The sequence below is a fragment of the Lacticaseibacillus rhamnosus genome (assembly GCF_900636965.1).
Taxonomy (GTDB): Bacteria; Bacillota; Bacilli; order Lactobacillales; family Lactobacillaceae; genus Lacticaseibacillus; species Lacticaseibacillus rhamnosus.
The window spans coordinates 2,728,243-2,741,225 of the sequence record NZ_LR134331.1 but is presented as its reverse complement, the minus strand read 5'-3'; the positions used below and the strand labels follow the sequence as shown (position 1 = coordinate 2,741,225).

The window sequence follows — 12,983 nt, the reverse complement described above, 5'->3', positions numbered from 1 at the left end:
ATACGTTTACTTTTTCGTTGACAGCGGAAAGTGTGCACGCTAATATACAAGCGTAAGGTAAAGAAACAAAGTTTATTATAAAGAAACAGGAAAGGAGAAAACAGGGATATTGCTAATTTCATTGATCTCAGCTAAATCGCGAATCGACAGTGACTTGCGGTCTGACGAATCAGACGCTGAGCTGATTCTGGATCACTTATATGTGAAAGGAGATTATCTTGAGATTGCTTTTGAGCCGCAAACGTTACCTTGTTTCAGATGGATTCAGGTTGATGCGGCTTTGAGTCCTTCTCTGGTTTATTTTACACAAACTCCTTGGCGTTATCACATTCCGACAAATTATTTACGTGTGACAGAACCGGCTCATGAAAGCATCTTTCCAGAAATGGCTTTTGCCGGTCGTGAACATGTTATAAGAATTTGGCGACCTGATGTTGTTGATTTAAAGGGTGAACGCAACCTAGCGTTAAACTGTCATGATCAGGCAGCTGATATGGGCGCATTTCCTCATGCCAGTGCCAACATTGAAACGCGACATGATCCAACGTTTGCAGCTCGAAATGCCATTGATGGGTATCGGTTGAATCATCATCACGGAAAATTTCCCTATCAATCGTGGGGAATTAACCAAGACCCAAAGGCCAGTTTTGAAATTGACTTTGGGCGCAATGTCAATCTAGATCACGCAGTTATAACGCTCAGAGCTGATTTTCCACATGATAGTTACTGGAAACAAGGAACTATGACGTTTTCGGATGGTAGTCAAATGGTGATCCATTTCAGTAAGACGGATAATCAGCAAACCTTTACAATCAATAAATCAAATATCAGATCAATTCGACTTTCTGAGTTAGTCAAAGCAGAGGATGATTCGCCTTTTCCTGCACTAACCGAACTTGAAGTATATGGGAGCGAAACCTTTGAGGAGATGAAGCATTGAGAATAGAACCCTTAACAGATGCGCAGCGCTTTTTCAACGCTGGATTGGTGGATAAGCGCATGTTAACAACAGCTTTAGATAATGCAATTAAACATCTAGATTTAAACATAAAAGTAATGGGTGAAAATTTTCCTGAACCATCTACTATTCATAATCGTTATGCGCCAATGAAAAACATTGAATGGACAAGCGGTTTTTGGACGGGCATGTTATGGCTGGCATATGAATACACTGGCAGTAATCATTATCGAGAGCTGGCAGAAAAGAATGTCACTAGCTTTTCTAACCGAATTAATCAGAAGATAGCTGTTGATCATCATGATCTAGGGTTTTTGTACTCGCCTTCAGTCGTCAGCGCTTATCAATTAACAGGCAGTTCGGTCGCAAAAAGATCTGGCATTAAAGCAGCAGACCAATTATTGACTCGCTTCAATGAAAAAGGCGGCTTTATTCAAGCATGGGGGAAAAAGGGTGCTAAGGATGAAAACCGGCTGATTATTGATGCTCTACTCAATATTCCGCTTTTGTACTGGGCAACACGCGTTACTCGTGATGTTAAGTATCAACAGATTGGGGATCGACACTATCAAACGGCTTTAAAGACAGTGTTTCGATCAGATGGATCTACTTTTCATACTTATTTCTTCGATGACGACGGTAATCCGTTGCGCGGTGCGACTCGGCAAGGCTATTCAGATGATTCGGATTGGGCACGAGGCCAGGCCTGGGCAATTTATGGAACGGCGCTGCATTATTATGACACGCATGACAAGACTACTTTTGACGTTTTTAAGGCCGTTACAAACTTTTTTCTTAATCGTTTGCCGGCGGATCACGTACCATACTGGGACCTTATCTTTCAGGAGGGAAGTGATCAAAGTAGGGATTCATCTTCCGCGGCAATTGCTGTGTGTGGTATGCATGAAATGTTGAAATACATACCTGAGTCCGACCCGGACAAAAACGTTTATCGAATGGCAATGCATGCTCAGCTCAAATCTTTGATTCAAAACTATGCTGCACCATTAGACGGACAAACGGGAGAGCCTTTGCTGCTTCATGGTGTTTACTCTTGGCATTCCGGGCACGGTGTGGATGAAGGCAACCTCTGGGGCGATTACTTTTATATGGAAGCGTTGATCAGATTTTATAAAGACTGGCAATTATATTGGTAGGGGGAACTAAAGATGACAGAACCAAATATTAAGGCAGTAAGGCTTGACGAGCGACTCATTCACGGTCAAGGACGTCTCTGGATTTCTAATCTTGGCGTTAATTTAGTCATAGTTGCTAATGACGAGGTAGCTACTAGCCACATTCAGCAACAGTTAATGTCGTCGTTAATGCCGGAATCGGTCGGTATCCGTTTCTTTTCGCTCGAAGAAACGGCCAATAAAATTTTCAAAGCTTCACCGAGGCAAACGATTTTCATTATTGTTAAGACCGCTCAGGATGTTTTAACACTTGCAGAAAAAGGTGTGCCAATCACGGAACTAAATGTCGGCAATATTCATATGAAGGAAGGCAAAACGCGCCTTACGAATTTTATTTCTGTAGATGCTAGTGATCTTGAGGCTTTGAAGACACTACACATAAAATATCATGTCAATCTAAACACGCGTACAACGCCATTAGGTAACGATGTTGGGTCCGATTTTGATTTAAACGATTATGTAACTAAGCATTGAAGTCAATGAGAACTGAGGGGGAAAGAGCATGACCTATTCTATTTTGCAAGCGCTTTTGGTAGGCCTTTGGGCAGCGTTCTGCTTTGCTGGCCAACAATGGGGGATTTATACCAATCGTGCATTGTTCATATCATTCGGGATTGGTTTAATTTTGGGTGACTTACAGACGGCCGTTGTTTTTGGTGCAACCGCTGAATTAGCCTTTATGGGATTTGGTGTAGGACCTGGTGGCTCAACACCGCCTAATCCTTTGGGCCCTGGTGTTGTTGGAACTATCATGGCGATCTCGATTCAAGGCTTAAAACCAGCCGCTGCTTTATCACTTTCGTATCCGTTTGCAATTTTAATCCCATTCGTCATCACATTCATCTTTTCTGTCAATGCCAACAACCTTGCTTGGTCACGAAAGGCTATTGAAGAAGGCAAGTATCGCAAGTTTCACTTTCTTGCCAACACGACCTTGTTAGGGTTTATTCTGTTCGCTTTCTGTTTTGGCTTTGCTGCTACGTTAAGCACAAGTGCATTGAAGGTTTTTGTTCAAGCAATTCCTCAGTGGCTGATTAGTGGCTTGACTGTTGCAGGTGGTCTGCTTCCTGCCGTTGGATTTGCACTTATTATGAGCACGATGGTCAAGAAGGAATATATTCCGGCTTTAATCCTTGGTTACGTTTGTGTTGCTTACCTGAAGATGCCGGTAATCGGATTGGCATTTGCGGGTGCGGTTCTCGCCTTTAATAATTACTATAATGGACATCGCGCTAACAAAAACCAAGACCAAGGATCAAACACAAATAATGACAGTAACAACAGTGACGATGGGGGTATTGAAGATGGCATCTAGTCGAAAACCGGTTTTAACCAAAAAAGATTACTTAAATTCCATTCTCCGGTCCTATGTGTTACAAAACGCTCAAAATTACGGCACGATGCAGGGAACCGGAATGGCAAATAGCATTATGCCACAACTTCGGAAAATTTATAAAGATGATGACGCTGAGTTTAAACGAGTTACAACCTCAAATTTGGAATTTTATAACACAAATCCACAACCTTATCCATTTGTGACCAGTATTATGTTGGCTATGTATGATAGTGGCCAAGATGAAAATGATGTACGAGCGATTAAGTTCGCTTTAATGGGACCCTTGGCTGGTATTGGAGATGCACTTTCTCAGTTTGGATTAGCACCTTTGTTTAGTTCAATCTTTGCATCGCTGGCGCTTCAAGGCATGACATGGGCACCGATTCCGTTCATTCTGTGTTTGTTTGGTATCACTTTCGGAGTCCGGATGTTGATGGGCTATCTGGGATGGAAAGTAGGTACCAGCATTATTGATACCTTATCAGATCGGATGGCTGCCATTGCCGATGTTGCAAGCATGTTAGGGTTAACGGTTATTGCAGGCTTGTCAGTTTCTTTTGTAAAGGTTAACTTGGCTTGGCAATATACACAGGTTATTAAGGGAAAGACACAAGTAGTTGCAGTCCAGACAATTCTCGACAAGATTATGCCATTTATGTTGCCGATTGCGTTGACATACTTTGTTTATTGGTTGATTACAAAGAAAAAATGGACTATCTACAAGATTGTTATTCTGCTCTTTGTTGCAGGTGTCTTACTTTCGGTTCTGGGAATCTTAAAGTAGTTTATGCATTTTTCAGCCGTCAATTGTGGACGGCTGTTTTAGAAACGTTGGGTCTAGCCAAATGAAGATGGAGGATGTTGAACAAATGAATTATGCAATGGCAATTGTCGGGCACGGTCGGTACCCAGAGGGGGTTCTCTCGGCACTGAAATTATTGATTGGAACGACAGAGGGAATGACTGCCTTTAACCTAGACGAAAACACAACCCATGAACGATTTGAGCAATGCTTGAATGACTTCCTTAAAGAAAATAAGCACGCAATTATATTTGCAGATATGACTGGGGGTGCACCGCATCAGATTGTCTCCCGGCTAATCATTGAGAAAAATCAGCCACATCAATATATCATTTCAAGTGCGCCTTTAAATTTAATACTTGATCTATATGCAAAGAATATGAGTGGATTTGAGGATAATGCAATTGAGGAGACACTGCGGCACACTGTAGAACTCTCAAAGCAGCTGATTGAGATTTTGCCTGACAGAATGAAGACCAATTCCACGAAGGTACCGATTCCGAATGCCGCCCCAGATGAAGGGGATGGTATTTGATGACTTTGTGGCAAATCGTTCTGGCAATATTAGTTGTCGTAGTCTTTCTGCTGTATCTCGTTGCAATTCCACTTGCTAAGCAGCGTGCCATGAAAAAACAGGCAGCAATTGTTGATCAAATGCATGCTAATTTAAAGTTAGGTGATCAGATTGTGCTTATTGATGGCATCGTGGGCACAATTAGGGGATTGGATCAAGAAAACGTGCGCGTTGAAATTGCTGTCAACACCATCATTAATGTTAAACGTATGGGGATTGCTGGCGTGACAAAGGAGGCCAAAACGGATGGCGAAAATGACTTGGACCACGTACATTCAACAGTTGCGTCAGCATCAACACCTCACTGATCATGCGCAAAAAAATGCTGATCGATTATTGAAGAATGTCTATTTATTTGATAACCCCTATGCAATGGAGCCTACGCAAATCAGCTATACGATGGATCCGATTCAGTGGCAGAAAACGCCCAATGGTGATCCGGAATGGCTTTATATGTTGAAACGACAAGAATATTTGCTTGATCTTTTAGAAGCTTTCTATGAAACCGGCGACATGGTATATCAGAAGAAAATGAAGGCGCTGCTCTTTAGCTGGATTGAAGAAAACTTGGCATTTCCTGATACTTGGCGGACGATCGACACAGGAATACGATTGTTGAACTGGACCCCCGTGATTGCCAATCTTCTGGAGAGTCAGTTACTGACTGCGAAGGAGCGGGTGAACGTTGAAAGCGCGGTGAATACTCAAGCCGCCTATTTAAAGCAAAACTATACAGAAAAGTTTGACATCAGTAACTGGGGGATCTTGATCACTACGGGTATTTTAACCTATGCTGCTCAATTTCCAAACGTGATTGAGTCAGATATTCTTCATTGGGCTCAAAAGCGGTTTGAAGTAGAACTGGATCTTCAAGTAGACGCCCAAGGCATGCAGTGGGAGCAGTCGCCATTATATTTGCTTGAAGTTTGGCGAAGTTCACTTGCTGTTATTGCGGCACAGCAGCGGGCAGACTTATCAGTGTCGCCAATCGTATTAGCCAAAACGAAAGCGATGCACAACATGATGGCGCAGTATATCAAACCGAACTTGAAGTTGTTGCAGCAAGGGGATACTGATGCAATTAGAATTGATAGTTTGTATCAAGCTTCAGTAGCAATCCTGAAACTGCCATCAGCATTGTCGAAACAACTTGATCCTGTGTTTGACTTTGGGTTGTTAGAGTTGGCTCATGAGCAATGGCAATTAACTACTAGTGAAGCAGTTTTACCTAAACAATTCGATGCACCAATTAGCGGTAATTACTTTTGGCGCTCCGGTTGGGATAAGCAAGCAGATTATTGGCACCTTTTCAATGGTAACTTAGGCAGCGGGCATGGTCATGCAGCACTGGGACATCTTGATTTAACGATCGGTGGTCAGGATGTACTTGTTGATCCGGGTCGATACACATACGTTGATGGAACCGAACGCCGTTATTTGAAAGGGGTTACCGCACATAACACAGTGATGTTGGATCACAAAGCGTTCAGCTTACCGAAGGATTCATGGAAGTACCAATACGTCTCCAATCCCATAGCTAATCAAAGTGTGAAATTTGCTAGAGGACAGGTAGTCAAGGCGGTTTTTCTCGACCAGTCCCAAGAGGATTCGGCCATAATCACACGTTTTCTCATCGGTTTGAGCGAAGAAAGGCTGTGGCTTGCTCTTGACTTAATCAGTTATCCAGGCCAACACTCCCTACAGCGATTTTGGCAAATATCCCCACACCTTGAAGTGGCAAGAAATGGTGATGGGTATATTTTGGGAGATAGTGCCCGTTTTACTACAACAGAAAGCCAGATTAGGCAAAGCAAACAACTTTTTTCGCCACGATATAACGAGCTTCAGCATTTGACGCGACTAGAAAGTGAGACCCTTTTTCAGGATTTCACAGCCCAAGTAGCTGTATTTTCAGCCGGAGATAAAGTCGTTAAGATTACGCCAGTCTCAGCCAAGCATTCTGGTGAAGTTGAGGAAGAAGTTCCACAAAAGTTGGCATTGGGCTTTCGACTGGATTTGGGTGAAAACCGTGACTACCTAATCACTTTACAACCCGAAAATACCATTCTAGGACGTAAACTTTACTGGTTTGATGGCACTGAGGCATACGGAAGTTTGAACATTTTTTCAAGACAGGGTCACAAAGTTATCGAACATTTTCAATTGTTATAGGGCTTGTGCCTATGGATAGATTTCGGTGGACTTGATAAGTGATCATAACTCATTCGACAGAGGAGGAAAGCACAACGAAAAAAGCAGTGAGTCTAAAACTTCTTGCACTTTGTCTCTTAATGATTTTGATAGTCGGTTGCCAAACGCAAAAGGTCAAAGCAGCAGATTTAAAGGTGGCTGACACGCCTGTCCCGACAAGAATCTATCAGATGTTTTTGCAGGATGAGAAGGCCACTACTGTGAATCGTTACATCAAACAGTATCATGCAAATTATGATAAGCATTTTTGGAAAACCAAGTATAACGGCAAAACGCCTCAACAAGCAGCCCAAAATGAAGCATTGAAAAAGATTAAGCGTTTTGTGATTGAAGATAAAGCTTTGGTGAAAGCAGGGCTTATAAAAAGACCGTTTGCGGAGTTTGAAAGATACCAAAAAGAAAATCAAGCTGGGGCAAATCTTTCAGGAATAGCTGCGGCACAAAAGCAACATCAGGGTTTGATGCTAAAGCTTGAATCACAGTATGTGCAATCACATCGAAAGTCGGTAACAATTAACCAGAAAAAAGATTTTTATGCCAAATATAAAGCGAAGTACTGGTCAGTTCCCGCAATCGTGCATTATGAAGTTTTGACGTTCGATCGGGCAAAAATTAAAGATATCAACCAATTTTCGGAGAAGGTTCAGCAAATTAATGGGGAACATATTGATCTGAAGAGTATTCAAAATGATTTTGAAGAAGCTGGATTCAAAGGTCAGTATAACCAAACTGACTCGCTACATGATGATAATCAATATTACGGCGTATATTCACGCTTGGCTTCGGATCATAGTAATGAGCTAGATGTAATTTTCCCAGTCTGGATTTCTGAAGAAAAGATGGGTCTTTTGCGAATTTTTTCAACAGAAGATGGTGGATTTCAACCATTTTCTGACGTGCAAGATGATGTTGTAACTAGGCTTTTGAACGATAAGTTGCGAAGAAAAATTTCAAAGACAGTGCAACAAGTCAAGATTCATATTGATCAAGCTGCCTTGTCGAAACAAGCGTTAGGCTGAACAGGAGGACGATGATGAAGTGTTGGAAGGGTACAAAGCTATTTCTGTTGATGATATTTGTCTGCGGCTTAGCCTTTATTCTTAATGACCATCCACAGCAGGTAGTAAATGCAACGGACATACGTACATTTTATGTTTCAAATACTGGCGATGATCATAGTGACGGGTTATCAGCTAACCATCCTTGGCGATCACTAGACAAAGTAGAAAGTTCGACCTTTCAGCCAGGAGATCGCATTTTATTCGATGCTAACAGCGTGTGGAATGGACAATTAATCTTGGATGGCGCTAAAAATGGTCAAGGAGCGACTGGAAATCCAATCACAATTGGAAGTTACAATCAAGGGAATACCGGCAAGAAAGCGATCATCAACGGGCTGGGGACGACAGCCGATAAAAGTTCGTATCATGAGCGTAAGTTGAGTAACCTTAACCTGATGACCGGTACAATTGAGCTTTGGAATGCTAATAATTGGACAATATCAAATCTGGAAGTGACAAATTCAGCTGGTAGCGGTAAGCGAGATGCTATGCGTATCGGTATTCTGGTTGCTTCGGATATCAGTACGGCATATCCACAGGGAAATGATAGTCAAACCATTCAGAAAAAGTTGGCAATTTTCAAAGCATCCCACCGAACAGGGATAACCGTGGATAATAATTACGTCCATGATGTTGAAGGTGCATATCAAAGTGATCCGGTTCCTGACAATACTGGCAAAATGGTTCCAGCCGGGAAAAACTCTGGGGGGATCATCATTGTCGGCAATACTGATGCAGTCGCAAAGAATAATGTTGTAACGGATGTTTCTAACGAAGGACTCCGCAATGATGCCAACGCCTCGGTACTTCCGGGGGGATGGGATCAATATTCATTTAAAGCCAGCGCAAAGATTAATTTCCACAACAATTATATTCGCAATAGTGCCGGGGACGGCATCGTTATTAGTTCCAGTGAAAATGGGACCGCTGAATACAATACGGTTCAAGCTGCAAACAGTATGCCAAACTCAAAAAATGAAGCAGGCGTAAGCAAAAATTTTGCCGGCTTGTGGTTTATGGGTGGAGAATATAATTTTGCTCAATATAACGAAGTGTTTGACATTCCAAACCATTACTTAGATGGAGCGGCGTTTGACTTTGATGGCTTTGCATCAAAGGGTGTCTATCAATATAATTACTCGCACGACAATTCTGGCGGCTTTACATTGTTCATGGGAGATCATCAAACCGATAATGTCTTTCGCTACAACTTAAGTGTGAATGATGTTAAGAATGTACCTTCGCCTGCTCTGAACCATCTTATCTTTGTCGTTTCCGGCAAAGCAGACGGGATTGATGGCTTCCCGTTATTTGCCAACAATACATTTATCGTTGGACAGGATGTTAAGAATTTAATGATATCAAATAACGGACAAACAGGGATTCGATTTGTAAACAATTTAGTCTATGCGCCAAGCGGCAATACGCCTAAATTTGTTGTAAATCAGGATGGCACTAAGCAGCCACTTTTTACAGAGGGACGCTTGGATCACAACCTCTTTTACCCGGAGGCTTTGATGGATAATAGTCACACTGGGGAAGTTGATGCATCAAATAATATCTTTTCTGATCCCCAGTTACCAAATGTAGGTTCCATGCCTAGTGGGGTGATTCAACATGGCGATGGCAGTTTTGATTTTAGTAAGTTAGCAGGATTTGTGCCATTGGCGGGATCCCCAGCAGCAGGGGCTGGTATTAATGTCGATGCGTTAATACCGAATGATGTGAAAGCTAAGTTTCCGATTACACATGATTTTGCTGGAAAGCCTATTAATACGAACCGACCAACTATTGGCGCCTTTGAAGCAGCTTCATCTGTTACGAACGTTGATAAGGGGGCGTTAGAACGATTGATTGCTCAGGCGCTTGATGTCAAGCGGACTAATCGCTATTTGTTGGCGGGGACAACAAAAAAGCACCTGTTTGATCAGGCGCTTAATACTGCACAACAGGTGTTCAATAATCCTTATGTAAATCAAAATCAGATTGATCATTCAGTTGCTGAGCTGCAAACGACTATGAAAGGTTTAGATGGGAAAGATGTAACAAAGCATGCGCCGACAGAAGTGGTGGTAAAGAAGCAGTCGGTTGCCGGTGATAAGCGAATAAAGAAGTCGGATGAAGAACAGAGATTGCCCAAGACTGGTGAACAAACAGCATCTTTTTTACCGTCTGTTAGTATCTTGGCAGTAATGGGAATTGTTTCAGGGAGCCTATACTCGCGATTTATTAAGACAAAATGACCGTATTGAATCCCCCGTAATGAACATTACCTAGTCTGTCAGGTTAACATTTACTTCACACAAGCAAAACCCCCGCAGCCTTCACACTGCGGGGGTTTATTTATGTATTGGTCAGCCGGTGGGAGGCCGGCTGACGATTTCTACTTTGGAGGAGTAAAAATGAAAAAGTTGGGTTGGGGTTTGTATAGGAATGAGTGGGTGGCTCATTTCTATGTTGCTAATACTACAGAGCAGATGTGACGAAATTGTGACGGTGATATGGTATTTGTGTTATTCATCCAAGGTGAAAACATGATGGCATGCTAAATAGGCTTCATCGTTGGCCTTCAGCTTGATCAGCCACTGGCGCCGATGATATCCATGACTGGTTTGGCATTTGTAGGGTGGCTGCGGATAGAACTGCGGCAACTATTTAGCGTTTCTCTTTTAATGATTTATGTTATGTAACGCAACAGCACTGTTGCATAAAGAACCCCCGGGGGAGAAGAAACGGGTAAAGCGCGGTTGAGAGGTCACCGATAACGGCCAGCAACTATTGCTAATTGGCGGTGAGGCTAGTGATAACCAGTAGCAAGTTGGCTGACGGCCGTTAAAAGAGAACCGAATCAACCGGTGCCATCACGATGATTATCTTGATGTGGCCGCATCGTTACGTAATGGCAAGTAGACGCGTTCTACATGAAGATAAATCGGTGAGGACGGGATTTTGACAACCCCCAAATGAGATTCGTTGCGTTTTTTAAAGATCAAAAGTGAACTCACTATCGCTCAATGATTAAATACGCTTTAGTTTCATAAGGCCGGAGCGTGTTTTCAGCATCGTCGTCATAGTTGCTGATGAGTAGTTTGGCTGAAGGTGACAGCTTTTTGGCGATATTGCGAGTCAACGTTTGGTCGGTGAAGTTGCTGATGACGAGCAGTTCTTGATTGGCGGCCTGGCGCTGGTACATGTACACATCAGGGTCGTCTGAGTCGAGTAAGGTGTAAGCGCCGTAAACAATCAGATCGGGGTATTGTTTACGCAGCCGAATGAGTTTTTGATAAAAGAAGAAGACCGAGTCGGAATCTGCTAGTGCAGCGGTTGCGTTAATGTCCGGGTAGTTTGGGTTCACGGCTAGCCAAGGGGTGCCTGCGGTGAAGCCGGCTTGCGGCGCAGTTGACCATTGCATCGGGGTTCGAGCGTTATCGCGGGAACGACGGTGAATTCTTTTTAACATATCCTCTGGCGCAAGAGCGTGTTGCTGTTCAACAAGTTCATGCCAAGCGTTTAGGGTGTCGAGATCGCGATAATCGTGAATGGATGGAAAGGCAACGTTGGTCATGCCAAGCTCTTCACCTTGATAGATGTAAGGCGTCCCTTCCAGAAAATGCAAGGTGGCGGCGAGCATTTTGGCAGAGCGAACCCGAAAAGCCTGGCGATCGTCTCCGAAACGCGAAACAGCGCGGGCTTGATCGTGATTATCCCAATACAAACTGTTCCAAGCCTTACCGTGTAGTGCAGTTTGCCAATCGGATAGGACGCGTTTTAGATCGATTAACTGGGGATGCTTGAGTGACCACTTGCCGAATTGTGGATCGTTATCAAGGCCAACATGTTTAAACTGGAAGACCATTTCAAGCTCGTGGCGATCGAAACCAGTATATTGAAGTGCCAAGGCGGGGGTAACGCCGGGTGCCTCGCCAACTGTCATAAGATCGTGCTTGGACAAAACTGCCTTGTTCATCGCGCGTAAGTACTCGTGCACGTGCGGACCATTGGCAATTAAGCCCAGCGAGTTGCCGTTTGGCTGTTCCAAAAGGTGTGGATCATCAGCAAAAACTTCAGGCTTTGAAATTAGATTGATAACATCCATTCGAAAACCATCAATCCCTTGATCACACCACCACGTCATCATGTCAAAAACGGCCTTGCGCACGGCGGGGTTTGTCCAATTCAGATCAGGCTGTTTGACCGCAAAAAGGTGCAGATAATACTGGCCGACTTCCGGTACATACGTCCAAGCGGAGCCGCCAAAATCCGCGCGCCAGTTAGTCGGTGCATGACCATCAACAGGATCGCGCCAAATATACCAGTCATGATGGGGATCCGTGCGACTTTGCATAGCCGCTTGGAACCAAGGATGTTCGTCAGAGGTATGGTTGACGACCAGATCCATCATCATCTTCAGACCGCGGGCGTGGGCTGCTTTTAACAGTTGTTGGAAATCGGTCATGGTACCAAACTCCGGCATGATTTGTTGATAATCCGCAATGTCGTATCCGTTGTCGGCGTTGGGTGATTTGTAAATCGGGTTGAGCCAGATAACATCAGCGCCGAGTTCTTTAATGTAATCCAAATGCTGGATGATACCTTGCAAATCACCGATACCATCGCCGTTACTATCTTGAAAACTGCGGGGGTAAACCTGATAAACCACTGCTTCTTGCCACCAACTTTTGTGCATGGGAAAAGAACCTCCTTGTGAGTGAGCATGGGCCTGAATCTGAGCATCGTGGTGAGAACCAGTGCACTGCAGCCAAGCTCCTAACACACTGATTTTTGCGCAGACAAACAGACGATGATCATTAGTTTCAGTATAAAGTTTCAAACCATATGTGCAGT

General features: G+C 43.4%; 11 protein-coding genes. 10 read left to right on the top strand and 1 reads right to left on the bottom strand.

Annotated elements, in window-relative coordinates:
* Nucleotides 1–109: 109 nt before the first annotated feature.
* The 10 genes from EL173_RS13845 (at nt 110) to EL173_RS13800 (ending at nt 10,381) form a co-directional block, all read left to right on the top strand.
* Nucleotides 110–940, top strand: a complete 831-nt coding sequence (locus EL173_RS13845) for a hypothetical protein (RefSeq protein ID WP_014571676.1) — start codon at nt 110–112, stop codon at nt 938–940.
* Entirely contained in the window at nt 937–2,115 is a 1,179-nt protein-coding gene (locus EL173_RS13840; RefSeq protein ID WP_005690842.1) for a glycoside hydrolase family 88 protein, read from the top strand. The genes EL173_RS13845 and EL173_RS13840 overlap by 4 nt, the downstream gene beginning before the upstream one ends.
* A 12-nt stretch (nt 2,116–2,127) precedes the next feature.
* Complete coding sequence (locus tag EL173_RS13835) at nt 2,128–2,628, top strand: PTS sugar transporter subunit IIB (protein ID WP_005690843.1); 501 nt, start codon at nt 2,128–2,130, stop codon at nt 2,626–2,628.
* 28 nt (nt 2,629–2,656) lie between these two features.
* A complete protein-coding gene (locus tag EL173_RS13830) occupies nt 2,657–3,469 on the top strand; it encodes a PTS mannose/fructose/sorbose/N-acetylgalactosamine transporter subunit IIC (protein ID WP_005690844.1) in 813 nt (270 codons plus the stop codon).
* The gene (locus EL173_RS13825; RefSeq protein WP_005714176.1) at nt 3,459–4,274 is read left to right on the top strand and encodes a PTS system mannose/fructose/sorbose family transporter subunit IID; all 816 of its coding nucleotides are present in this window, start codon (nt 3,459–3,461) and stop codon (nt 4,272–4,274) included. The genes EL173_RS13830 and EL173_RS13825 overlap by 11 nt, the downstream gene beginning before the upstream one ends.
* 85 nt (nt 4,275–4,359) lie before the next feature.
* Nucleotides 4,360–4,827, top strand: a complete 468-nt coding sequence (locus EL173_RS13820; RefSeq protein ID WP_005717674.1) for a PTS sugar transporter subunit IIA domain-containing protein — start codon at nt 4,360–4,362, stop codon at nt 4,825–4,827.
* The gene (locus tag EL173_RS13815; RefSeq protein WP_005690847.1) at nt 4,827–5,174 is read left to right on the top strand and encodes a preprotein translocase subunit YajC; all 348 of its coding nucleotides are present in this window, start codon (nt 4,827–4,829) and stop codon (nt 5,172–5,174) included. The genes EL173_RS13820 and EL173_RS13815 overlap by 1 nt, the downstream gene beginning before the upstream one ends.
* Nucleotides 5,113–7,038 (top strand): heparinase II/III family protein, encoded by a 1,926-nt coding sequence (locus EL173_RS13810; protein ID WP_015764761.1) that lies wholly within the window; start codon nt 5,113–5,115, stop codon nt 7,036–7,038. Before EL173_RS13815 ends, EL173_RS13810 begins: the two co-directional genes overlap by 62 nt.
* A 119-nt stretch (nt 7,039–7,157) precedes the next feature.
* Nucleotides 7,158–8,096 carry a hypothetical protein gene (locus EL173_RS13805; protein WP_014571673.1) on the top strand — a complete coding sequence of 313 codons (939 nt, stop codon included), beginning with the start codon at nt 7,158–7,160 and terminating at the stop codon, nt 8,094–8,096.
* Nucleotides 8,097–8,110: 14 nt separating this feature from the next.
* On the top strand, nt 8,111–10,381 hold the full coding sequence (locus EL173_RS13800; protein ID WP_014571672.1) for an FIVAR domain-containing protein: 2,271 nt from the start codon (nt 8,111–8,113) through the stop codon (nt 10,379–10,381).
* Nucleotides 10,382–11,142: 761 nt separating this feature from the next.
* Here the strand turns inward: EL173_RS13800 and EL173_RS13795 are convergent.
* Nucleotides 11,143–12,825, bottom strand: a complete 1,683-nt coding sequence (locus EL173_RS13795; protein WP_005690857.1) for an alpha-glucosidase — start codon at nt 12,823–12,825, stop codon at nt 11,143–11,145.
* Nucleotides 12,826–12,983: the final 158 nt, after the last annotated feature.